Genomic DNA, 23,075 nt, shown 5'->3' on the forward strand with positions numbered 1-23,075 from the left:
GCCGCGCACCGCTATGCGAACATGACCGGCAAACATTCACTTGCCGGAGGCGAGAGCGTGACTTCATCGATCCGCGCGATTCAGGTGGCCGAGTCGGATGGGCGCGCACGCGGCGCGCTCGTGCAGATCGCAACTGCCGAACTCGATGCCGTCGCCGCTGGCGGTGTCGCAATCCGCACCGTGCACAGCGGCGTCAACTACAAGGATGCACTCGCGGTCACCGGAAGCGCGCCCATTATGCGGCGCTTGCCTTGCGTCGCGGGCATCGAGGCGTTCGGCATCGTCGAGGCGAGCGCCGACGCACGCTTTCGCCCGGGCGACGCGGTGATGGTGCACGGCTTCGGCATCGGCGTCGAGCACGACGGCGGCTTTGCCGAGCGCGTATGCGTGCCGGCGGACTGGGTCATGCCGGTACCGGCCGGGCTCGGACTCTTCGACGCGGCGGCACTAGGCGTCGCGGGCTACACCGCTGCGCTCGCCATTCATCGGATGGAGCACAACGGCCTCACGCCCGGCGCGGGCCCCGTTGTCGTGACGGGCGCGACGGGCGGCGTCGCGAGCCTCGGCATCGCGATGCTGGCCGCCGCGGGCTATGAGGTCGTCGCCATCACGGGCAAGGACGATGCGGCGGCGTGGCTGCGCAGCCTCGGTGCGGCGAGCGTGCTGCCGCGCAGCGCCGTCGAGGCGCCGGGCAAGCCGCTGCGTCATGCGCGCTGGGCCGGCGCGCTCGACTCGGTGGGCGGCGAGACGCTCGCGTGGCTCGCCTCCACGATGCGTGAAGGCGCGCCCATCGCGGCCTTTGGCAATGCGGGCGGCCATGCCTTCGGCGGTAGCGTGCTGCCGTTCATCCTGCGCGGCGTGCAACTCATCGGCATCAACGCGAACAGTCCGATGCCGCTGCGCGAGACCGTGTGGGCCCGCATCGCGGGCGGCCTGCGTCCGCGTGGGCTCGATGCCATCGCCCGCGTGATCCGTCTGGACGACGTCCTCGATGTCTGCGAGCGCCAGGTGCGCGGCGAGACGCGCGGGCGCTCGATCATCGGCTTTCACTGAGCGGCTTTCACTGAGCCGCCGTGCCTGACTGGCCGTGCCTGACCGGCCGTGCCTGACCAGCGTGCTGCGGCACGCCGTCGTGACACGCCCTCTGTCTTTCCCGCCGCCGTTCAAAAACAAGGAGACACCCTATGACCCGCCTATTCAGCGAGCGCTTCCTGCATGCCCTCGATCCCGACGAGCGCACGTTGCTCGAGACGACTCGGCGTCTTTGCCGCGAGCGCATCGGACCGGATGCCGACACCGTCGCGCGCGAAGACACGTTCGCCGCTCAGACGTTTCGTCTGCTCGTCGAGCATCGCATCGTCGCCACCGCGTTTCCGCGGCGCTTCGGCGGCAGCGAGGCACGTCAGCGCTTGCGTATTCGCCTCGTCGAGGAACTCGGCCGTGTGTGCAGCGCGGCGGCCTCCCTCGTGACGGGCGCCGACCTGTCGTGCCGCGCGATCGTCGCGGGCGCGTCCGAGGCCGTGCAGGACCAGTTGCTGCCCGCGCTGTGCGAGGGCCGCCTGCAGGCGGCCTTCGCGCTCACCGAGCCGGGGGCAGGGTCGGACGTGCGCAATCTCGCGACGGTGGCCGTGCGCGCGGGCGAGGGGTATCGCGTGAGCGGGCGCAAGAAGTTCATCACGCGCGCGAACGTGGCCGACTGGTTCGTCGTGGTCGCCCGTTGCCGCGATGAGAAGGCGTCGGCGGGCGCTAGTCCCGACGACCCCTTCGTCGCGCTGCTGATCCCGCGCGATGCGCCGGGCCTGAGTGCCGGTCCCGCCGTCGACAAGCTCGGCTGGTTCGGCGTGCCGATCGCGGAGCTCGCATTCGACGGCGTGGCCGTGGACGCGCGCTGGCGCCTGGGCGCAGAAGGCGAGGGCTTCGCGCTCGCGCAGGACGCGCTCGTACGCGCGCGCCTGGGCCACGCGTCGATGGCGCTGGGCCGGGCGATGGGCGCGGTGGAAATTGCCGCCGCGTACTGCTGCGAGCGCGACGTATTCGGCAAGCCGCTCGGCGCGCATCAGGGCGTGCAGTGGATGCTCGCCGACGCCATCACGCAGATCGAGGCATCGCGTGCGCTCGTGGACGCCGCGGCGGCCAGCTACGACCGCGGCGATGCCGACGCCGCCGTGCAGGCCTCGATGGCCAAGATGCACGCGACCGATCTCGGCATGAAGGTGTGCACGGATGCACTGCAACTGACCGGCGGGCGCGGATATCTGAAGGCGTTCCCGCTCGAACGGTTCTTCAGGGATGCGAAATTGAATCAGATCGGCGAGGGTTCGAGCGAGGTGCATCGCACGGTGATCGGCCGCGACGCCGTGCGCCGCGCGGGCGAGGCGTCGCTCGAGCGCCACCCGTGCCTGCCTGCGGGCAAGCTCACGACCGACTTCTGAGCGAAGCGCCCTTGACCGCGACATTTGTCAGGACTGCGCGGGTCGCGGTCAAGGGCACTGAACGCTTAAATCACCTGCTCGCGGCGCAACTCGGCGAGCGCTTGCGCATCGAGTCCCAGCGCGCCATACACCGCCTCGTTGTGCTCGCCGAGCGCAGGGCCGCTGCGCGGCGCCGGCACTGCGCGGCCCTTCACGCGCGGCACGATGCACGGCGCGGGCACCGTGCCCAGCTCCGGGTCGGGCAGCCGGATGATCGCCTCGCGTGCGATGAAATGCGGGTCGGCGGCAATGTCGTCGATGGTGTAGATCTTCGTGTGCGGCACGCCCGCTTCGGTGAGGCGGGCGCTGAGCCGTGCAAACGGCAGTGCGGCGAACGCGCCCTGCAGCAGCGCGTCGAGCGCGCTCGCATGGGCGACGCGGTTGACGTTGTCGACGAAGCGCGGATCGTCGGGCACGTCACCGAGCTCGAGGGCCGCGCACAGCCGCCGGAAGATCGGCTGCGTTGACGCGACCAGCGAGAACGCCACGCCGTCCGCGCTGCGGTACATGTTCGAGGGCGCGGTATAGGTCGCACGATTGCCATGGTGGCCGCGCACGAGGCCCAACTGCTCGCGCTCGACCGCGAGGGGTTCGAGCATGCGAAAGAGCGCCTCGGTCGCGGAGAGGTCGATCTCGACGCCGCTTGCTTCGGGGTCCGAACGCATGCGCACCATTTCGGCGGCGATGGCGAACGCGGCGAACAGGCCCGCTACCGTGTCGCCGAGCGGAAAGTTCATGTGCAGCGGCGTGCCGTTGGCTTCGCCGGTGAGCTGCGTGAGGCCGCTCATCGCCTCGAAGATGCGCGCGAAGCCGCCGCGCTGGCGGTACGGGCCGGTCTGGCCGAAGCCGGTGAGGCGCAGCACCACGAGGCGCGGATTGACCGCGTGCAGCGTTTCCACGTCGAGCCCCCATTCCTCCAGCTTGCCCGCGCGGAAGTTCTCGACGAGCACATCGGTGTCCTGAACGAGCCGCAGGAACAGCGCGCGCCCGGCAGCCTTGCGCACGTCGAGCGTGATGCCGCGCTTGCCGCGGTTCGTCACTTTCCAATAGAGGGCCATGTCGTCCTTGACGGGCTGCAGCTTGCGCAGCGCGTCGCTGCCGTCAGGCAGCTCGATCTTCGTGACATCGGCGCCGAGATCGGCACAGAGCGTCGCGCCGAAGGGGCCGGCGACCACGGTCGAAAGATCGAGAATGCGCACGCCGGCTAGCGGGCCGCGCGGCGGCGAGGGTTGCGTGACCATCGTGTCTCCTGAAGTCCGTTTGGGAATCCGTAGTTCCACACACACTAGGCGAGAGGGGCGCGCAAGTTCAACTGGCATACCGCAGAGCGAAACACTATGCTGATTTTCTTGACCATCTAAAGGCCTTTCTCGACTATGGGATCGTCATCTTCAAGGGCCGCTTCGAAGCGGGCCGCCACGCGCAAAGCCCCTATGCAAACCGAGCCGTCAACCGCCACCGCAAGCCGCGCCGTGCGCCCGAACGCACCGCTCGCACCGGTCACACAGGGCGAGAAGCCCGCGAATGCGCGCTCACATGCGCGCGCCGCCCTGCCGGTGCCGGCGGCGGCTCGCCGTGTGGGGGAGCCGCTCTTGCCCGTGCCGCCCGATGCAGAATCGACAGACCGCCAGTTCGCGATCAACCTCGCGCGCGGCCTGCAGGTGCTGCGCGCGTTCACCCCGGCCGAGCCGATGCTCGGCAACCGCGAACTCGCCGACCGCACGGGCTTGCCCAAGGCCACCATCTCGCGGCTCACCTACACGCTGACCTTGCTCGGCTACCTGAACCGCAGCGAGAAGTATCAGCGCTACCGGCTGGGCGCGGGCGTGCTCACGCTCGGCTACCCGATGCTCGCGGCCATGCAGGTGCGCCAGATTGCGCGTCCGTATATGGAGAAACTCGCGCGCGAGACGCGCTGCACCGTGAATTTGGGCATGCGCGACCGCCTCAACGTGGTCTACGTGGATACCTGTCGCCCGGGCCGCGACAACAATGCACAACCCGATATCGGCAGCACGCGGCCGCTGCTCGCGACCTCGATCGGGCGCGCGCTGCTCATCGGCGAGAGCGCGAAGGAGCGCGCGGCGGTGCTTAACCGGCTGCGCCTGAGCGACCCCGAGCGCTACGCACTCGACCGGGACATCTGGGAGGCCGACCACGCCGCCTTCGCCGAGCGTGGCTTTACCCTGAGCCGCGGCGACTGGCTGCGCGACATCCACGCGATCGCCGTGCCGGTGCGTCAGCCGCCCGACGAGGAGCGCATCGCGCTGAACTGCACCGTGGTGAGCCGCCGTCTTGCCGACGACTGGCTCGAGCGCACGGTCGCGCCGCTGCTGCTCGAAGCCGCACTGCGCATCGAGCGCGCTTGCGGTGTGGCCGACGCGAGCGGGGCGGGCGTCGGGTAAGCCCTGTTCCGGACGTGCTGCGCACAAAACATCAGCATGACTAATCATATGAACGAGGAGACACGATGATTCGCGACGCCGCACGGCTCAATCACCTGCTGACGCAACTCTACCGCTTCGTGCAGGACGAGTGCATCCCGCTCGAAGCCGAGATCGACCGCACCGACGTGCTGCCCGAGTCCATCGTCGCGCGCATGCGTGAACTGGGTCTGTTCGGCCACAGCATTCCTGAGGCGTACGGCGGCTCGGGCCTCACGACCGAAGAGCTGGCGTGCGTGAATATGGTGGTCTCGCAGGCCGCGCCCACGTTTCGCGCGCGTTTTGGCGGCAACACGGGCATCGGCTCGGAGGCGCTGATCGCGGACGGCACCGAGCAGCAGAAGCGCCACTATTTGCCGAGGCTCGCGAGCGGCGAGATCACGGGCTGTTTCGGCCTGACCGAGCCGGGAGCGGGCTCGGACGCCACCGCGCTCGCCACCACGGCGCGCCGCGAGGGCGACTATTACGTGCTCGACGGCAGCAAGTGCTATATCACCAATGCGCCCATCGCCGATCTTTTCACGGTGTTCGCGCGCACCGATCCCGACGACCCGGGCGCGGGCGGCATCTCGGCATTCCTGATCGAGCGCGGCACGCCTGGTCTCACCACTTCGCCTGCGTACCGGATGATGGGGCAGCGCGGCTCGCCGGTGGGCGAGATTCATCTGGAAGGCTGCCGCGTGCCTGCCTCGGCGCTGCTTGGCGGCGAGCCGGGACGCGGCTTTCGCAGCGCGATGAAGGCGCTCAACAAGCAACGCATCAATCTGGCCGGCTTGTGCGTGGGGCCGGCCATTCGCCTGCTCGACGAGATGCTCGCCCGTGCGAAGTCGCGCGAGCAGTTCGGCAAGCCCATCGCCGATTTCCAGTTGGTGCAGCAGATGATCGCGCAAAGCAACACGGAGATACACGCGGCGCGCGCGCTGGTGCTGGAGACCGCGCGTGCGCGCGATCGCGGCGAGGACGTGACGATGACGGCCTCGATGTCCAAGCTGTTTGCCTCCGAGATGTGCGTGCGCGTAGCCGACCGCGCGGTGCAGGTCTACGGCGGCGGAGGCTTTATCGCCGACAACCCGGTCGAGCGGCTTTATCGCGACGTGCGCCTGTTCCGGCTCTACGAGGGCACGACGCAGATTCATGAGCTCAATATCGCCAGGCTCACGCTGCGTGCGCCGCTGCATGACGCGCGCCACCACCTGCTGCATCAGCGTGCCGAGTGAGCGGGTGCGAGGCGCTAGCCGTTAGCCGCTAGCCGCGCATCGAACGCCGTTCACAACCGACAGCAATAAATTGAATCGCAGTCAGCGCTAAAGCGCTAACTGCGAGCGACCGCGAAGCATGGGACCGGAGTAAGAGCTCTGCATGGGACGGGAGTAAGTGCTAAAGCACTAACTCCCGTCGACAGCTAAAGCACTAACTCCTGTCGACCGCGAAGCATGGGACCGGAGTAAGCGCTAAAGCGCTAACTCCGGTCGACACCGGAGACACTTCATGGCCCGCCTGGGACCCACCGCCATCTGCCACGAGCTCGGTGTGCGCTATCCGATCTTCGGCTTCTCGCATTCGCCCGACGTGATCGTCGCGCTGGCCGAAGCGGGCGGCTTCGGCGTGCTGGGCCTCGCGCGCGAGATGCCGCAGGACATCGCGCCCATCATCGCCGAGGTCGAGCGGCGGCTCGCGGGCAAGCCTTACGGCATCGATCTCATGCTGCCCGCAGGCGTGCCAAAGGAAGCCGACATCGCGAGCGTGCGCGCGCAATTACCCGATGCGCACGTCGAATTCGTTGCGGGCCTGCGTTCGCGCTTCGCCCTCGATGCACCCACGCGGCCCGGCTTCTTCACGACCCAGGTGCGCAGCGAGGCGCTGTTCGAGGCGCAGATCGAAGCCGTGCTTGCTTCAGGCGCGCGTGCGGTCGCGACCGCGATCGGCATTCGGCCCGAGCTGATCGCCCGGGCGCGTGCGGCGGGCAAGTACACGATCTCGCTCGTGGGCTCGCCGCGCCATGCGCACAAGGCACTCGCGCTCGGCGTCGATGCGCTGGTCGCGCAAGGCGCCGATGCGGGCGGCCACACGGGGCAGATCGGCACGTTCTCGCTGGTGCCGCAGATCGTCGCCGCCGCAGCGGGGCGGCCCGTGCTCGCCGCGGGCGGGATCGGCACCGGCGCGCAGGTCGCGGCATCGCTCGCGATGGGCGCGCAAGGCGCATGGCTTGGCACGCTCTGGCTCGCGGCCGCCGAGAATCACACGCCGCCCGCGTTGCTGAGCCGCCTGATCGATGCGCACAGCGAGGACACGCTCATCACGCGCGCGCACAGCGGCAAGCCGTGCCGCGTCGTGCGCAGCGCGTGGATCGACGCATGGCAGCAGCAAGACGCACCCAAGCCCTTACCGATGCCCCTGCAGCAGGCGCTCACGGGCGCGGATTTCAGCGCGATGCACGAGTACGACCGCGCGGACCTGATCTACGAGGCGGCGGGCCAGAGCGTGTTTGCGATCGACGCGCCGACCACGGTGGCCGCGCAGATGGCAACGCTTGTCGCGCAGGCAGACGCCGCGCTTCGCGCGCTGGAGGCGACGCTGCCAGCGTGATGTGAAGGCGTGGCGTGCACGATCAAAGAAGTCAGCAGACCAAAACAAAGCGATATGGAGACGACACAATGAGTGCAAGAGGTTCGACCCGCGCGTGGCTGATCGTAGCCATGTTGTTCCTGTTCATGGTGATCAATTTCGCCGACAAGGCCGTGTTCGGTCTCGCGGCCGTGCCGATCATGCACGACCTGAACCTGAGCCCACGCGAATTCGGGTTCGTTGGCAGCAGCTTCTTCCTGCTGTTCTCGCTTTCGGGAATCGGCTTTGGATTCGTCGCCAACCGCGTGCAGAGCAAATGGCTGCTCGCGCTGCTCGCCGTGATCTGGAGCGCCGTGCAGTTCCCGCTCGTGACGGCGAGCGTGACCCTGCCGGTGCTGATCGTGTCGCGCGTGCTGCTTGGCGTCGGGGAGGGGCCCGCGTTTCCGCTTGCGCAGCACGCATGCTTCAAATGGTTCGACAATGCGCACCGCAATGTGCCGAACACCGTCGTGCAGCAGGGCGCGAGCGCAGGCCTGATGCTGGCCGGGCCAATCCTCTCGTACATCATCGTGCGCTACGACTGGCACATGGCGTTCTTCGCACTCGGGATCGTCGGCGTGGTGTGGACGGCGCTGTGGCTGGCGATCGGACGCGACGGTCCGGTGGGCGCCGCCGAACCGGCCCACGCAGGTCATGCGGCTGATACGGACCGTCAAGCGCTGGGCGCAGCGCTTGACAACGCGGGCGAGACGATCGCCTATCGTCACCTGCTGCTCAACCGCACGTTCATGGGCGTGCTGTTCATTTACTTCGTCGAGTATGCAGTCGTTTCGCTCGCGTTCACGTGGTTTCCTGTCTATCTGCAGCGCGGCCTGGGCTATGCGCCGATCGATACGGGCTGGCTTTTCTCAACCATCGTCGGCTCATTCATCCCGGTCTCGCTGCTGCTCGCATGGGTGTCGCAGCGCTTGATCCGCCAGGGCGTCAGCTCGCGCCTCGCGCGCGGCGCGCTGGTGGGTGGTTTCGCGATGGCGGGAGGCGCGCTGTTCATCGCGATCTCGAGCGGCCTCGATCCGGTGCTCAAGGTTGTGTGCCTCGCGCTTGGCGGCGCGGCGAGTCAACTGGTGTTTTCATTCGGACCGCTGATGATCAGCGATATCGTCTCGGTCAGGCAGCGCGGGGCGCTGCTCGGCATCAACAGCTCGATCGGCACGCTCGCGGGGCTGATCGCGCCGGCCTTGATGGGCGGCATCGTGCAGGCGAATCACGGCAACCCCGCGCTCGGCTACGAGCATGGTTTTCTCGTGGTGGGCGCGTTGCTGCTCGTGAGCGGGGCGCTTGGGCTCGTGCTGCTGAACCCTGAGCAGTCGCGCCAGCGGATCCTCGACGCGGCGCGGCGTACGCGCACGCAGTCGCTGGTTGGCGAGAGCCAGCAGCAACGCGCCGTGGCGCCGTCGATGGATCTGGGCCAGCGTTAGGCGTGCCCGGGGCTGCGCACCGGTTGGCTGGTTCGCGCGAGCGCGCAGCGTTCGTGGGCTTTGTGGGCGTCGGTGATTCGGGGCTTCGGTCTTGAGCGGGCTCGTCAGAGCACGAGTGCCACGATGTCGTTCACGTGGGTGGCCATCTGTTCGCCCGCCACGCCATAGACGTGCAGCGAAATGCAAGGCGCGGTGCTGTCATTGGCGAGCCGATGAATGTTCGCGCGGCCGCTTGCGCCGAAGGAGATGGCGCCCGGCGCGCGCGGGTGCGAGCGCACCGTCTGCGCGCCGCCGCGCGCCTCGTCCCAGCGATAAAGCGTTTCAGTCAGTGTGCCTTCGAGCACCGCGTAGCCGCACCAGGTTTGATGTGCGTGGATCGGGCTCGCGTGGCCCGGCTGCCAGACAAGCGAGGCGATTGCATAGCGCCCGTTCGGATCGGCGGCGATCAGGTGGCGCCGATACTTCTCGGCGCTGCCTTCGCGCTGTGCGGCCGTGACGAGGGCAGGGTCGGCCAGCGCCTGTGCCAGCGCGGCGCGCACGCCTTTCGCAAAAGCGGCGTGGCGTGAAGGATCGGTGGGAGCATCCGGTTCGCTCGGACGGCGGCATGCGTCGAATGCCGCGTCGAGCGCGGCGCACAGGCGCGCAACGGCGGCGGCGTGCTCGGTGGCGGCGCTGATGGCGCTCGCGGCCTCAAGCATGAAAAATTCGGGAGCGTTCATCGGGGGGCCTCGTCTGTTGTCGTCCTTCTTACAGAGAGTTATAGCGCCCCACGCCGAGAAAGAGTTTCCATTCTCTTTCCCCATTGCAGCGTAAGATAGAAGAAATTTCTATGCTACGGGGAGGCTGGGAATGGATATCATCGACAGAAAGCTGGTGGAACTGTTGCAGCAGGACGCAACCATGCCGGTGGCGGAACTGGCGCAGCGCGTGAATCTTTCGCAGACCCCGTGCTGGAAGCGCGTGCAGCGGCTCAAGGAAACTGGCGTGATCCGGGCCCAGGTGGCGCTGTGCGATGCGAAGAAGCTCGGCGTGGGTACGACGGTGTTCGTCGCCGTGCGCACCAACCAGCATACCGAGGCGTGGGCGCAGACCTTCACGCGCGCGGTGCAGGAGGTTCCCGAGATCGTCGAGGCGTATCGCATGAGCGGCGAGACCGACTATTTGCTGCGAGTGGTGGTCTCGGATATCGACGACTACGACCGCGTTTACAAGCAGTTGATTCGCGCCGTGGCGCTTTTCGACGTGAGCTCCAGCTTTGCGATGGAGCAGATCAAATATTCGACGGCGCTGCCGGTGCGCGGCGTTTGAACGCTTGCCGGCGTTGGCCAATGGCGGAGCATCGCAATTTCGCTCGCAAGCAGTCTGCAAGGCGCTGCGGCGTAGAATGCCCGTTTCTTTTTTCATCTCTGAGGCAGGGCACGATTCATGAACGATACGCGCAAGAAGAACCCCACCTTTGGCGTTGGCGTGATGATTGTGGTGGTGGTCCTCATCGTGATCGGCATCGTGCTTTTCAACGCACTGCGCAGCAAGCGCGAGTACGACGAGACCGTGGGCGCACAGGCCACGAGCACGGCTGCGAGCGCGATCGCAGCGCCGGCGGCCAGCGCAGCAAGCGCGGCGCAATGATGCGCCTCCCGGCGCGCTGAGCGCCGGCGAGGCTCGCTGCGGCGGCGGCCGGGGCGGCCGGGGCTGCCGCAGCGGCGCCTTTATTCTTCGGGAAGCCGGATCACGCTCGCGTCCTTGCGAAGGACCCAGGACGCCGTGAGCATCTGCTTGCAGTGATGCGCCAGCAGCTTCACGTCTTGCGCGAATTCGCTGGCGGGGCCGAGCGTGCGCTCGGTCTCCACTACCATCGTGTCGAGTTCGCGCACCATGCGCTTCGTGATCTCGGTTTGATTATCGGGTATCGGCGTGCCCGCTTCGGCGGCGACGAGGTTCTCGCGCACGCAGTTGAGCGCGTGTTCCAGCGCATCGAGCTTGACGCCCGGTGCTGCATTCGCCGTGTCGCGCAACAGCGGCGCGGTGGCAGTGATCTGCGAGGCCAGCACGTGCCCGCGCACGAGCAGGTCGTTGAGCTCGGGCACGAACTTTTGCGCCGACTTCGGCTCGAGCATCATGCGCTGGAACGCCTGGCCGAGATTGGCGAAGGCGACGTGCACGTTCTTGCGCGCGAGCCGGTAGCGGAAGTCTCGCGCGAGCGCGGGCACGGCGGCGCCCGCCGGCGTCGATGGTGCGGAGCCCGCCTGCGCAGCTGCCTGAGCGGAGGGCTTCGTGCCGCCCGCCGATGCCGCGGGCTGGCTGGGCGCGGACGACGGCTGCGTTTCGGCGTCGAGCACGACGGCGGCTTGCTCGTCGGCTGCCTGCGCGACTTGCGGCAGTTCGCGAGGCGTGCCGTTGCCCGCCGCGTCCGTGACCGGCATGTCCGCAGCTGGCATGTCCGTGACCGGCATGTCCGCGACCGGCATGTCCGCGACCGGCATGTTCGCAACCGGCATGTTCGCAACCGGCATGTCCGCAGCTGGCATATTCGCGACCGGCATGTCCGCGACCGGCGCATCGGCGCCCGGCACCTCCGCAACCCTTGGCTCCACCACCGGCGCGCCGCTCGACGCCGTCGCGAACGCTGGCACGCGCGCGGCCGTCTCGGTGGGCATCGCCCCCGCAAAGGCCGGCTGCGCGCTGCGCGTGCGGCCACTCCACCACCAGCTCGCTTCCAGATAGCTGCGCGTCGCGGCGATCATGTCGTTCACGAGCTTGCCCATCAGCCGGTATTCCCAGTAGGGGAACAGATGGCTCGCGCCGATGGCGATCATGCAGCCAATGACGGTGTCGATCGCGCGCTCGCCGATGATGCGCATGTTGCCCGGCGCGAGCAGATGGAACATCAGCAGCACATAGGCCGAGGTGAACACCACGCTCGCCGTGTAGTTGAAGAGCAGCAGGCTGTAGCTCATGACCATTGCCGCGAACATCGAGACGAGCAGCACCAGCGGCTGCTTCACGAGCAGGATCAGCGCGATGCTCGCCACGCAGCCGATCAGCGTGCCGACGATACGTTGCGCGTTGCGCTGGCGCGTGAGCGAGTAGCCGGGCTTGAGAATGATGATGCTCGTCATCACGATCCAGTAGGCGTTCGTGAGCGGCAACAGGCGCCCGAGCCAGAAGCCCACCGCCACGGCGATCGTCACGCGCAGCGCGTGGCGAAAGCTTGGCGAGGCCATCGTGAGATTCGAGAAGATCTGCAGGAAGGGCACGCGCCGGCTCGTCACGAAGCGCGTGAGCGCCTCGTCGATGCGCAGCTCCGTTTCGGTGGTGGGCACGTCGTTCGCGAGGTCGCGGCGCATGCGGTCGATCAGGCGCGTCGCGCTCCAGATGCGCCGGAACGAGGCCGAGATCGCTGCATAGGCCTCGGGGTCTTTCGCGGGCAGGTCGCGCTTCTTGAGCAGCTCGAGCTCGTACTCGATCGCGCGCAGCTCCGCCTTCACGTTGACGCTTGCGCGCGGCGCCTCGTTTTGCAGCACGGCGAGGCCGATATCCTCGAGATCGGCGGCGGCCTTGCGGATCAGGTCGCGGTAGAACGCCAGCAGATCGGAGCCGCCGAAGGTGTTGCGCACGAGCGGGTAGTCGGTATGCGCACCCACGAACAGCTCGTGCAGATCGACGGTATTGATGAACAGGTTGAAGTGCATCGCGCGGCGCGCATCGATCTGCCCGCGCTTGAGCTTGGGCAGATTGCGCAGGACGATGTCGCGCGCGGCGTCCTGGCGCTCGACCGCCGCGATCTGCTTCGCGACGAGGTTGCGGTAGCACTCGTCGAGATCGTTGTCGAGGTCGAAGAACTGCGCGCGCGCGAGCAGATAGTCGGCGCACGCGAACACGCTTTCGGCGATCGCCTGCTGCTCGATGCGATCGACCATCAACCGGCTCACGAGCGTGGACCAGCCCGTGTACCAGAGGCCGCCCAGCAGGATCCACGCCGCGTTGACGAGCGCCTGGTGCGGCGTGAAATGGTCCTCGAGCGTCATCACCATCATGAACAGCGTGGCGAAGCTGATCTGCGGCCAGCGGTTGCCGTAGACGACGATCAGCGAGAGCACGAAGGTGAGCGGCACGACGGCGGCCCAGAGCGCGACCGGGCTGAAGGTGGCGAGGCCCGTTGCGTAAGCGGCGAGAAAACCGATCACGCTGCACGCGAGCATCTCGTTGCGCTTGTACTTCAGCGGGCCCGGCATGTCGACCACGCACGCGCCGAGCGCGCCAGTCGAAATCGTGAAGCCGAGATCGCTCTTGTCGAAGACGAACAGGCACAGGATGGCGGGGAGCGAGATGCCCACTGCGATGCGCAGGCCGCCGTAGAAGTACTGGCTATAGAGGAATTTCCTGATTTCTACGGAGTAGCGCATCGACTGCCGGTGGTGTTCGAGTGCGGACGGTGCGCCGCGGACTGTGGCGGTGAGTTTAAATGATTTCAGGCGCGATCTGCCCGTCTCTGTATTCTGGCGTCGCCCCTGCGCGGCGTCAGTCTGCGCGCAGCGTGGAGGCGTCGCCGAGCAGCCCGCGCGTGCCGTGAATGCGGCGCATGCGCGTGCGATACCAGAAGGTCCAGGCGAGCAGCGCGCCGAGCGCGCTGTAGCCAATGATCGGCGAGACGATCAGAAAGCGCTCGACCGGCCAGGTGGCGGCGAGGTAGGTGCGCACGGCGCAGTCGGCGATGAGCCCGCTGCCCCAGACGAGGGTGAGCAGGCGCATGGCCGCGACGAAGCCGCGGTTCTCGCTCCACAGCAGTTCGAGCCGCGCGACGCCCTCGCGCGTTTCGCGCGCGACCGTGGCGCGCGTGAGGTAGAACACCAGCGGGCGTCTCGCCAGCAGCGAGAACAGGAACGCCGCGCCGATCGCGCCCGAGGCGAAGCTTTCGCGCATCAGCAGCATGCGCGTACTGCCGCCGAACGCCATGGCGGCGAGTGAGAGGACGATGCCGAGCAGGATGATCGCCGAGAGCGCATCGATGCGCCGAAAGCGCACGAGTTCGACGATGCTCCAGGCAAGCGGCGGAACGGCCGAGGCAATGAGGCCGCCGACTTCGCCCCACCAGGGCTGGGCGAGCCGGTACGCGATCCACGGCAGCAACAAGTTGACCGCAAGCTCGGCGACGAAGGCTGGACGCAGCTTCACGGGCGGTGCGCTCCAGAAAGGGATGAAAAATGGTTGAGCTGGGGGCCGGCCATCCACAAACGACCCTCTTGTGGCCGATGATACGCGCCTACGCATATCGTGTGCCTGCGCTCGTGTGGCTGGGTTGGCGTCCATGAGGGCGCCGCTGCGCTGCGTTTTGCTGCATCTTGCTTTGCATGCCGAGCGCCGCTCGCTGCCGTATGCGACACTGCAAGGCTTGGCCCAGCCGGGCCGCCTTGCCCCTGTGTTCCCGCCCGCCATGACTGCCCGTTTGCCCGTTGCACTGCACGAAGTCGAGCTCGTTGCCGTTCGCGCTCAGGGCGCGGGCGGCCAGAACGTCAACAAGGTGTCGAGCGCGATCCACCTGCGCTTCGACATCCGCGCCTCGTCGCTGCCTGAGGTGCTCAAGATGCGCTTGCTCGCGCTCGCCGACCGGCGCATCTCGCACGAGGGCGTCGTCGTCATCAAATCTCAGGAATACCGCACGCAGGAGCAGAATCGCGCCGCTGCGCTCGCGCGTCTGGAGTCGCTCATCGACAGTGTGAGCGTGACGAGAAAGGCACGCGTGGCCACGCGCCCCACGCGCGCCTCGAAGCTGCGGCGTCTGGACAGCAAGGCCCGTAACAGCGACGTGAAAGCCGGGCGGCGCCGCGTGCACGAATGATGCCGCGAATCGCGCCCCGAACCGCGCCCCGAACCGCGCCCCGAACCGCGCGGCCGTACGCCCTCAGCTGCATCGGCTAGCTCGCCGGCGCCTCGCGCAGTGCCAGCGCCGGTGGGAAATCCGCGCACAGCACATGCCTTGCCCCCGCGTAGTCGAGCGCGATGGCGGCGGTGTAGCACAGCGCGCCGTCATGAAGCGAGTAGTGCGGTCCCATCACGGTCACGCGTCCGGGCGCGGCGAGTGCGCGCCGGAAGTATTCGCGGCGTGACCAGTTGCTGTTCGTGTCCGGGTAAAGCGGTGCGAGCCGCTGCAGCGGCCCGATGCCCGGCGCCGCGATCGATGGCGCACGCTGTTCGCCCTGATCGTTCGCCGCGAAGACACGCAGCGCGTTGGCACTCTCGAAAATCGCCGCCGCGGCGGCTTCGAGCGCGCCACCCGAGGTCAGCACGCGCGCGCCGCGCAGCATGACGCGCGTCACCTCGCCAAGATCGACTTGCTCGTGCAGCCGGCTGCGGCGTCGATAGTCGGCGAAGCGCCGCCACATCGTTTGCGCGAGCGCGGGCGCGTCGGCGCTGGCCGCGCGCACCGAGGCATGCGGCTGGCCGAACCAGAAGCCCTGCACGAGATCGACGTCCGCTTCCATCAGCACCATCAGCTCGCTTTCGGTCTCGACACCCTCGGCGAGCACCATCGCGCCCGCATGGTGGAGGATCGCGACGAGGTTGGCGATGAACGAGATCTGGCTCTCGTCGTTGGCCGCGCGCCGCACGAGCGAGCGGTCGAGCTTCACGATGTCGGGGCGATAGCGCCAGACCCGGTCGAAGTTCGAAAAACCGGCGCCGAAGTCATCGAGCGCAACGAGGAAATCGCGTCCGCCAGGCGGTGGGCGGGCCTCGAGGAACGAGGCGGGCTCGTCGCCGGCGCGCTGCTCGAGCACTTCGATCACCACGCGCTCGTGCGGGAAGGCGAAGTGGCGGCACAGGCCGTCGATGGCGGCTTGCGTCGGCCAGTCCGCGGGCGTGGGGCGCGGCAGCGAGTTGAGGAAGAGCCACCCCGAAGCGACACCTTGCGCGGTGAAGTTGGCGAGATGCAGGCAACGGGCGAGCTCGTCGAGCTCACGGGCGGCCTCGGGCGTCGCGCGCGCGAATAGCGTGGCCGGACCTGTGGCCGGACCGATGCAGCCGGGCGCGGCGTCGGCGACGCGCAGCAGCGCCTCATAGCCGACCACGCGCTGATGCGTGATCGAGAGCACCGGCTGGAACGCGCTTTCGAGCAGCGTCCCGTGCCAGCGCGCCCGAAAGCCGCCGTCATGCGGTTCCAGATGCGTGAGCAGCGTGGCGAGCGATGCCTGCGTGTTCGACATGGCGCTTGGGGCGCGCCTCGCGGCGCGTGATTGAAGTCGCTGGCCGGTTGCAGCCGGTCAGGCGAAAGCGGATTTGACTGCGCTCGTGCGCGAACGGACTGGCACGCAGACGAACGACAGGCGATGACGCGCAGGCTCAGGGGGAAGGGCGGTCTGGGCAGTACGCTTTACCGCCAGTGTACGGAGTATCGGCAAATTATGCCCGCCAGACGGCGGGCAGTGCGGCTGCGCGGGAAGGGCGGCCGGGAGTTTTGTGGCGGACTCGATGTCCAGGCTCGAGGGCCGCGCGGGCACCGCTCGGGTGCCCGCCGTGCAGTGCTCACGCAATGAGCCGCTGGTGTGTCCGTCGAGTGGCGTTAGTGAGCCGTATGGGGCACGTCGAGGATCAGGATGATGGTCCAGTCGGCGTCGCCTTCATGGTGATACTGGCGCTCGGCGACGATGAACGGCTGCTGCTTGCCTTGCGGCCCGAGGAACAGCACGTCGCCTTCCATCGGCAGGCATTCGATGGGGGGCAGCGCGAGCACGTCGTCGCCGCTTTTGCCGCGGGGCATCAACTTTTCAATCTTGCGGGAGGCCGCTTCGGTCCATTCGATGTCGAGCTGAATGTTGCTCATGGATGTTTCTCCGCGCGCGTCGCGCACAAACGGGTGGTGAATTCGGGGTGGGCGACTTTAGCATACCGCGCGCGGCGACTTGCAGGCGTGCGGGCGGCGGCAAGAAAAAAGCCGATACCGGGGACCGGCATCGGCTCGTTCGGAATGGCGCAGTGCGGACCTGCCGCAGCATGGGCCAGCAATACGGCACCCCAGCGTTGCGCAGGCTCAGCGAGGACTGCAACCAGCGCGGCGACAAGTGGATGTGCGCTGAGCCCGCCTCGCACGGCTGATGCGCAAACCTTACTCCGCGGCCTTGGCAGGCGCTTTGTGGTGATGCGAATGGCCTTCCTTCTTGTGATGCTTCATGGGCATCTTCTCTGCCGGCGCCTGGGCGGCTGCCTCCTGGCGCGACTGCAGATCCTGAGCACGCTGCTCGACATCTGCGGCCCGGGCCGGATCGGTGCTCATCATGACGCCGTTTTCCGTTTGCGCATAGGCAGCGCCCGTCAGGGCGGAAAGCGAAATCAGGACTGCGAGGGACACTTTTTTCATGACTACCTCCGAAGGAGCGGTTTATGGACCCAGCCGGTGCCTGCCAAGCAGGATTGGCATGCCATTTTAACGATCAAATACTCGTTCCAGATGACATCGAATAAGGCATGCGCATGCCTGTTACATATCTTTACATATCCTCGCAGATCTTGTCGCGCATTGGTCATCACGTGTCCGTTTAACCGCGCAAGCTAGAACCAGCCGAGCATCCGATACACATAAAACTGCGCAATCCCAACCAATTCGTGCAACGCGGTTTCAGCATTGCGCAGATTGGTCAGGCGCGGCCAGATGCCCATGCTCACGCGGCGCACGTCGGACACAGCGGGCACCGGATTCATCCCGAAGCGGTGGAAGTCCAGCATCGCGCGTGGCATGTGATAAGCCGAGGTTACGACGAAGAGCGTGTCCGCGCGTTGGCTTTGCACGATCGGAGCAACATTGCGTGCGTTTTCCCAGGTCGTGAGGCTGCGGTTCTCGAGCACGAGGTCACGCTTCGCGACACCTGCGCGCAACAGCCATGGCGCGTAGGTATCGGCTTCGCTGGCGGCGTGATGCTGTGGGTTGCCGCCGCTCACGATCACCTTGCAGGTTCCGCCCGCCTCGAGGCACCGTGCCTGCAGCGCCGCGACCAGCGCGATGCGGGCGTACACGTCGTGCTTGGGCACGAGCGTGCCGTCGGCGCGTTCGTTCGTGCCGCCGCCGAGCATGACGATCGACGTGCGCGGGCCGAACGCCGAAGCCGGCGTCGTCGCCGGATCGTAGGGAGTGCGATAGTTCCCGGGCTGTGCCAGATCGACTAGCGGTTTTGTGAGCCATCCCGATCCGAGCAGCCAGAAAAGGACGACGGCTGCTACCGCAATAGGCCAGCGGGCGTCATGCCACAGCATGAACAGCGCAAAAAATAGCGCAAATAATCCGAATAGAATCAATTTGAATGAGGTAACGTATTGTTTTCGGGATGTTTCGTGTCGGGCGCCGGTGCGCCGCACGTTCCCGGGGCCCGAATAACCTGCAGTCCTTGCCACTGCGCAAGGAAACGGCAGGGCGCCTGGCCGCGCATCGTGCAGCCGTTGCAGCCCTCGCCGGCATTGCGCCGCAGCAGGCGGGATGGCAGCAGGACTGCATTTTAAGAAAGAAGTGAGATGACCACGTATTCCAACGAAGCGGTACTCGAAGCATTGCGGCGGGTGCAGTATCGGCAGGTCCCGTGGGCGCGACGCCCACAAGTCTTTCAATATTTGCGCGACTTGGGCTTCATGGACACCGTCCGGCAGCGCACCGTTGCTCCCGCCCCCGGCTTTCATGCGCCGGTCGATATCGCCGTGCTGACTGAACGCGGACGCGCCGAATTCGCGCGCCTTGCCCGCGACGAACGCTCCCTGAACTGGACTGCGCAACGCATGGCCGACTATGTGGCCGATGCCGTTGTGCAGTCGTCCGACGAAGCCGGTCAATCCGGGTTATAGCAGCGCCAAAAAAAAGCCCGTATCGGAAGATACGGGCTTACCGGAATTACTGCTGCCACGCTGTGCTTGATGGCAAAAGAGTAGACAGGCTTCAGGCGCGGTGGTTCCCATCATCGACACGCGGATGTTGCGCTGTGTTCGCCATGCAACGCTTTCCCGTTTTTTCTCGCCGCTTCTTTTTGCCGTTTCCCTGCTGCGCGGTTACCGGCTGCGTGGGGCGTCCGGCCGCTCCTGGCGCGGTGCCGCGCTGCGACGCGCGTTATCGGCGATGTCACTGCGCAGGTCGCCACGCGGCACCGCTTGCGCGGCGCCTTTGGCGCGACGGTCGTCGACGAGTCCCCAAGGATGCTTGCCGGTATGCGCCGCGGACAGCTGTGGCGTGCCAGAACGCGGAGGCTGGGCGGCGGCGTCCGGCGTCAGCCAGGACGCGAGCGGTGCCGAGAGCGTGAGGAGCGCAAGAAGTGCGAGGGCGGAGAGCGAAACCATGAAGCCCCGGTTGAACAGAGTCATGGATTTCATGGAAGCCTCCCGTCAGGACGGGTAGTTGACGTTAGTAGACATGCCTCTAAGCTAATGGCCGCTGCGAAAGCGCGCTGTAAATATTGGTAATTAGATGTTTCGTGCGCACCGATCCCGGTGCGGCATTGGCCCGCGTATCGGTCCGGCCAGACCCGCATCAGAGCGGCCGCGAAGGGGCAATGTTTTGGGTCCGGTGGCGATCACGCAACGCGCTTCGCGCGCCGCGTGAGACACAGACGGTGATGGCCGGCAGACTGGGCCGGTTCGGGAGTGTCGCGTGGCATGCGCCGCGGAACTCGGGTGCCGGGCGCGTGCAACGCCCGGCGGGAAAGAACAAAGACGAAAGGCTCGGGCCCCGTGCCGAGGGCTCAGGCCATCTTGACGGGCGCGCGCCACGACTCCGGATTGGTCCAGAAGGCGCCGCGCAGGCGGTCGCGGCTCGGCGGCGCGGGCGGCTTCGTGGCCGTTGCGCCGATGCGTCCGCGCAGCGAAATTTCGCGACCGCTCGTGCTCAGGCGCTTCACGATCTCGGCGAGCGTGCCGTCGGCCTGCCACTCGTCGAAGCGGCGGCGGCAGGTAGGCGGCGAGGGGTAGCGGCCCGGCAGCTTGGACCAGCCTTCACCGGTCGAAAGCACCCAAAGCACTGCATTGACCACGGCGCGCGCTTCGACGCGGGGCCGCCCGCGGCGTTCGCTGCGTGCGGGTTCCGCACAGAACAACGCCTCGACCAGCGCCCATTCGTTGTCTCTCAAATCGTCGAACAGCATCATGTTTCACCTCAGCGAAGCTATCTCCGGTGCGCTGCCCCGCGCTGCGCACTCTTCATGTACTTCCGGCCGGCTGGCGGAGTACCAGGCGGAATCGGTTTGGACGGGCCAGTCTCGAAAAGCCGTGGACCGTCCGGCGATCCTGTACGTGCCTTAATGCGAGAAGCGTGCCAGCTCGCACGCTTTCGTCTCGAAGCCGCGTGGCATCAAGCCCGCGCGGGTGCTTGCCAGGGCCGTATGAGACTCGAAAACGCATCGCCGGGAAATCGGGACAATCACCAATCTTGTGCAAAGAGGCCCAGTGGGCGTGCGTTTGCGCCGTATTGCTGCATTGCGGCGAAAGCTTGGGAGCAACGAGGACTGGACATGTGTGGCTATAACGTGCTCGTGGTCTGTCATAAAATTGCATGAAATCGAAGAATTCATGAGGCAGACGGATGAATGTGACGTTGCGGCAGTTGCGGGTGTTCATCGAAGTGGCGCGACTGCAAAGCTTCAGCCGGGCGGGCGATGAAATCGGCCTCACGCAGTCCGCGGTGAGCCGCTGCGTGCGCGAGCTGGAGGCGGAGATGGGCGTGAAACTCGTCGACCGCACCACGCGCGAGGTCCAGCTGACCGATGTCGGCGCAAACCTGATCGCGAGCATTCCGCGCCTGATCGGCGATCTCGACGACGCGTTGCGCGAGATCCGCGAGATTGGCGAGCAGCGCCGCGGCCGCGTCGTCGTGGCGGCGAGCCCGACCGTCGCGTGCCGGCTGATGCCCGAGGTCGTGGCCGCGTGCGGGCAGCAGTTCCCCTATGTGACGCTCGGCCTGCGCGACGACGTGCAAAGCGACGTGCTGCGCAAGGTGCGTTCGGGCGAAGTGGATTTCGGGGTGGTCATCGGGCCGTTTGCGGCGGAGGATCTCGAGACCGAGCTGCTGACCACCGATTCCTTCTGCGTGGTCGTGCGCAGCGACCATGCGCTTGCGCAAGAGGAGCAGGTCTCGTGGAAGGCGCTCGACGGTGAAGCGCTCGTGTTGCTCGACCACGCCTCGGGCAGCCGCCCGCTGATCGACGCCGTGCTGAAAGAGCAGGGCGTGCACGCGCGCGTCGTGCAGGAGCTGGGGCATCCGGCAACGGCATTCGGCCTCGTGGAGGCTGGGGTAGGGGTGAGCGTGCTGCCGTGGTTTGCGCTGCCGGTGCCGGCGGGCTCGTCGCTGCGCGCTCGTGCGCTCGTGCCGCGCGCCGAACGCACCGTCGAGCTCGTGCGCCGGCGCGACCGCTCGCTCTCGCCCGCCGCCGAGGCCGTGTGGGCGCTGATCCGCCAACTGGACGCCGGCCCCGAAGAGATGCGCAGCGCATGGCGGGCGTGAACCATGCGGCGCACAGGCCTTTCGGAGGGGCCTTCGCCACGTGGCCACGCGCGCTACACTGTTGATCTTTCGCAAACGCGAATTCCCTGTCGACCTTTCTGGATGCCTCGATGCGCGATCTCGATCTGTCTTCGCCCGCTACTCGCTCGCTCAATTCCACCGTTGCCGCATCGGGTGCCGCCGCCCCGGCCGCGGCGCGCGATGCGGTGAGGGCGTTGCGCTCGTCGCAGATCCGGGAGGTGGCGAACGCGGGCTTCGGTGTCGCCGACGTGCTGCCATTCTGGTTCGGCGAATCCGATCGGGTGACGCCGGCGTTTATCCGCGAAGCCGCCGCCGCGGCGCTCATGCGCGGGGAGACGTTCTATACGCACAATCTCGGCATCGCGCCGCTGCGCGATGCGCTCGCGAGATACGTGAGCGAGCTGCACGGCGCGACGCCGATGGAGAACGTCGCGGTCACGAGCGCCGGCGTGAACGCGCTGATGCTCGCCGCGCAACTCGTCGTGGGCGCGGGCGATCGTGTGGTTGCGGTGACGCCGCTCTGGCCGAATCTCGTCGAGATTCCGAAGATCCTCGGTGCGACGGTCGAGACGGTCTCGCTCGACTACGGCGAGCGGGGCTGGGCGCTCGATCTGGACAGTCTCCTGAGGGCGCTCACGCCCGACACGAAGCTGCTCATGATCAACTCGCCGAATAACCCGACCGGCTGGGTGATGACGCGCGACGAGCAGCGTGCCGTTCTGGCGCATTGTCGCCGTCACGGCATCTGGATCGTCGCCGACGAAGTCTACGAGCGGCTCTACTACGGCGAGGACGGCGAGCGGACGGCGCCGTCGTTTCTCGATCTGGCGTCGCGCGAAGAGCGATTGATTTGCGTCAATTCATTCTCGAAAGCATGGCTCATGACGGGCTGGCGGCTCGGCTGGATCGTCGCGCCGCGCGTGCTCATGGACGATCTCGGCAAACTGGTCGAATACAACACGTCGTGCGCGCCTGCGTTCGTGCAGCAGGCGGGTGTCGTCGCGCTCGAAGAGGGCGAGGCGCTCACGCGGGCACTCGTCGCCGATCTGCGCGCCTCGCGCGATCACCTTGCTGCGGCGCTCGCGACGCTGCCGGGCGTCGACGTGAAGGTGCCGCCCGGCGCGATGTACCTGTTTTTCAAGCTGGCTGGGGCGCAACAGAGCCTCGATTTGTGCAAGGCGCTGGTGCGCGACGCAGGCCTCGGGCTCGCGCCGGGCAGCGCATTCGGCCCGCAAGGCGAGGGCTTCGTGCGCTGGTGCTACGCCTGCGATCCGGCCCGGCTCGACGCCGGCGTCGAGCGCCTGGCGCGCTATCTCGCGAGCCGCTGAGCACGCTCGACGGCGCGCCGGGACGTTTGTGCCACGTTGCGCGCCATGCAGAAGGCATCGGCGGGCCTCGAGGCGGCTTCCGGCAGACAAAAGCGAGCCTTGCGCCGTCTTTACGCCCCCGGCGTTTTTGCGTAAGATGGCGTTCAGTCACGCGTTTTCCCTGCGGGAATTTCGCTGCTCCGTCCGGCTGGGTCTGGCACTTTGCCTGTTTCTGTGTTGTATAACGGCCCCCCGGTGCGTGCTCCCATCAATATGACCGATCAGAATCGGGCGAGCGCGTCTCCAGTTCCACATCGTCTTTCGTC

At 67.0% G+C, this 23,075-nt stretch carries 21 protein-coding genes and 1 pseudogene; 12 read left to right on the top strand and 10 right to left on the bottom strand.

The genetic code is table 11. The features are described 5' to 3' along the window. Positions 1-57: 57 nt before the first annotated feature. Positions 58-1,053, top strand: a complete 996-nt coding sequence (locus EYW47_RS05125; RefSeq protein WP_240763551.1) for an acrylyl-CoA reductase family protein — start codon at positions 58-60, stop codon at positions 1,051-1,053. A gap of 131 nt (positions 1,054-1,184) precedes the next feature. Beyond that, on the top strand, positions 1,185-2,432 hold the full coding sequence (locus EYW47_RS05130; protein WP_133193797.1) for an acyl-CoA dehydrogenase family protein: 1,248 nt from the start codon (positions 1,185-1,187) through the stop codon (positions 2,430-2,432). A 65-nt stretch (positions 2,433-2,497) separates the two neighbouring features. On the opposite strand, the gene EYW47_RS05135 is transcribed toward EYW47_RS05130, so the two are convergent. Beyond that, complete coding sequence (locus tag EYW47_RS05135; protein ID WP_133193798.1) at positions 2,498-3,712, bottom strand: CaiB/BaiF CoA transferase family protein; 1,215 nt, start codon at positions 3,710-3,712, stop codon at positions 2,498-2,500. 192 nt (positions 3,713-3,904) lie between these two features. On the opposite strand from EYW47_RS05135, the gene EYW47_RS05140 reads away from it, so the two are divergent. From EYW47_RS05140 to EYW47_RS05155, 4 genes are all read left to right on the top strand, one after another. Continuing rightward, positions 3,905-4,876, top strand: coding sequence for an IclR family transcriptional regulator (locus EYW47_RS05140; protein ID WP_133193799.1), 972 nt, complete (start codon positions 3,905-3,907; stop codon positions 4,874-4,876). A 65-nt stretch (positions 4,877-4,941) separates the two neighbouring features. Next, the gene (locus EYW47_RS05145; RefSeq protein WP_133193800.1) at positions 4,942-6,132 is read left to right on the top strand and encodes an acyl-CoA dehydrogenase family protein; all 1,191 of its coding nucleotides are present in this window, start codon (positions 4,942-4,944) and stop codon (positions 6,130-6,132) included. 271 nt (positions 6,133-6,403) lie between these two features. Next, the gene (locus EYW47_RS05150) at positions 6,404-7,501 is read left to right on the top strand and encodes an NAD(P)H-dependent flavin oxidoreductase (RefSeq protein WP_133193801.1); all 1,098 of its coding nucleotides are present in this window, start codon (positions 6,404-6,406) and stop codon (positions 7,499-7,501) included. A 68-nt stretch (positions 7,502-7,569) separates the two neighbouring features. Further along, positions 7,570-8,958 (top strand): MFS transporter, encoded by a 1,389-nt coding sequence (locus EYW47_RS05155; RefSeq protein WP_133193802.1) that lies wholly within the window; start codon positions 7,570-7,572, stop codon positions 8,956-8,958. Positions 8,959-9,062: 104 nt separating this feature from the next. Here EYW47_RS05155 and EYW47_RS05160 read toward each other — a convergent pair whose 3' ends face one another. Then, positions 9,063-9,656 (bottom strand): cysteine dioxygenase family protein, encoded by a 594-nt coding sequence (locus tag EYW47_RS05160; RefSeq protein ID WP_240763586.1) that lies wholly within the window; start codon positions 9,654-9,656, stop codon positions 9,063-9,065. A 145-nt stretch (positions 9,657-9,801) separates the two neighbouring features. Here EYW47_RS05160 and EYW47_RS05165 point away from each other — a divergent pair, with 145 nt between their 5' ends. Both EYW47_RS05165 and EYW47_RS05170 read left to right on the top strand, forming a co-directional pair. After that, positions 9,802-10,266, top strand: a complete 465-nt coding sequence (locus EYW47_RS05165; RefSeq protein ID WP_133193804.1) for an Lrp/AsnC family transcriptional regulator — start codon at positions 9,802-9,804, stop codon at positions 10,264-10,266. Positions 10,267-10,383: 117 nt separating this feature from the next. Further along, positions 10,384-10,587, top strand: a complete 204-nt coding sequence (locus EYW47_RS05170; RefSeq protein WP_133193805.1) for a hypothetical protein — start codon at positions 10,384-10,386, stop codon at positions 10,585-10,587. 80 nt (positions 10,588-10,667) lie between these two features. Here the strand turns inward: EYW47_RS05170 and EYW47_RS05175 are convergent, their stop codons facing one another. Together EYW47_RS05175 and EYW47_RS05180 are read right to left on the bottom strand one after the other, a co-directional pair. Beyond that, positions 10,668-13,364, bottom strand: coding sequence for an FUSC family protein (locus tag EYW47_RS05175; protein WP_133193806.1), 2,697 nt, complete (start codon positions 13,362-13,364; stop codon positions 10,668-10,670). A 115-nt stretch (positions 13,365-13,479) separates the two neighbouring features. Next, entirely contained in the window at positions 13,480-14,133 is a 654-nt protein-coding gene (locus EYW47_RS05180; RefSeq protein ID WP_133193807.1) for a VC0807 family protein, read from the bottom strand. Between the two features lie 259 nt (positions 14,134-14,392). Between EYW47_RS05180 and arfB the strand changes: the two genes are divergently transcribed. Further along, entirely contained in the window at positions 14,393-14,797 is a 405-nt protein-coding gene (gene arfB / locus EYW47_RS05185) for an alternative ribosome rescue aminoacyl-tRNA hydrolase ArfB (protein ID WP_133193808.1), read from the top strand. Positions 14,798-14,873: 76 nt separating this feature from the next. Here arfB and EYW47_RS05190 read toward each other — a convergent pair whose 3' ends face one another. The 4 genes from EYW47_RS05190 to EYW47_RS05205 all read right to left on the bottom strand — a co-directional run bounded on the left by EYW47_RS05190 (position 14,874) and on the right by EYW47_RS05205 (position 18,201). Then, positions 14,874-16,160, bottom strand: a complete 1,287-nt coding sequence (locus tag EYW47_RS05190) for an EAL domain-containing protein (protein ID WP_133193809.1) — start codon at positions 16,158-16,160, stop codon at positions 14,874-14,876. A gap of 356 nt (positions 16,161-16,516) precedes the next feature. After that, positions 16,517-16,777, bottom strand: a complete 261-nt coding sequence (locus EYW47_RS05195) for a DNA-binding protein (RefSeq protein WP_133193810.1) — start codon at positions 16,775-16,777, stop codon at positions 16,517-16,519. Between the two features lie 282 nt (positions 16,778-17,059). After that, on the bottom strand, positions 17,060-17,311 hold the full coding sequence (locus tag EYW47_RS05200; protein WP_133193811.1) for a hypothetical protein: 252 nt from the start codon (positions 17,309-17,311) through the stop codon (positions 17,060-17,062). A gap of 191 nt (positions 17,312-17,502) precedes the next feature. Further along, positions 17,503-18,201: a YdcF family protein gene (locus EYW47_RS05205; protein ID WP_133194205.1), complete on the bottom strand. Its 699-nt coding sequence runs from the start codon at positions 18,199-18,201 to the stop codon at positions 17,503-17,505. A 255-nt stretch (positions 18,202-18,456) separates the two neighbouring features. Here EYW47_RS05205 and EYW47_RS05210 point away from each other — a divergent pair, with 255 nt between their 5' ends. Next, positions 18,457-18,780, top strand: a complete 324-nt coding sequence (locus EYW47_RS05210; protein ID WP_133193812.1) for a hypothetical protein — start codon at positions 18,457-18,459, stop codon at positions 18,778-18,780. Between the two features lie 201 nt (positions 18,781-18,981). On the opposite strand, the gene EYW47_RS05215 is transcribed toward EYW47_RS05210, so the two are convergent. Together EYW47_RS05215 and EYW47_RS05220 are read right to left on the bottom strand one after the other, a co-directional pair. Beyond that, on the bottom strand, positions 18,982-19,299 hold the full coding sequence (locus EYW47_RS05215; protein ID WP_133193813.1) for a hypothetical protein: 318 nt from the start codon (positions 19,297-19,299) through the stop codon (positions 18,982-18,984). 371 nt (positions 19,300-19,670) lie between these two features. Next, positions 19,671-20,066, bottom strand: a pseudogene (locus EYW47_RS05220) (transposase); the annotation flags it as partial. 437 nt (positions 20,067-20,503) lie between these two features. Between EYW47_RS05220 and EYW47_RS05225 the strand changes: the two are divergent. Continuing rightward, positions 20,504-21,421: a LysR family transcriptional regulator gene (locus EYW47_RS05225; RefSeq protein WP_133193814.1), complete on the top strand. Its 918-nt coding sequence runs from the start codon at positions 20,504-20,506 to the stop codon at positions 21,419-21,421. Positions 21,422-21,531: 110 nt separating this feature from the next. Continuing rightward, positions 21,532-22,770 (top strand): pyridoxal phosphate-dependent aminotransferase, encoded by a 1,239-nt coding sequence (locus EYW47_RS05230; RefSeq protein WP_133193815.1) that lies wholly within the window; start codon positions 21,532-21,534, stop codon positions 22,768-22,770. Positions 22,771-23,075: the final 305 nt, after the last annotated feature.

Origin of the sequence: Paraburkholderia silviterrae (assembly GCF_004353915.1) — a bacterium.
GTDB classification, from domain to species: domain Bacteria; phylum Pseudomonadota; class Gammaproteobacteria; order Burkholderiales; family Burkholderiaceae; genus Paraburkholderia; species Paraburkholderia silviterrae.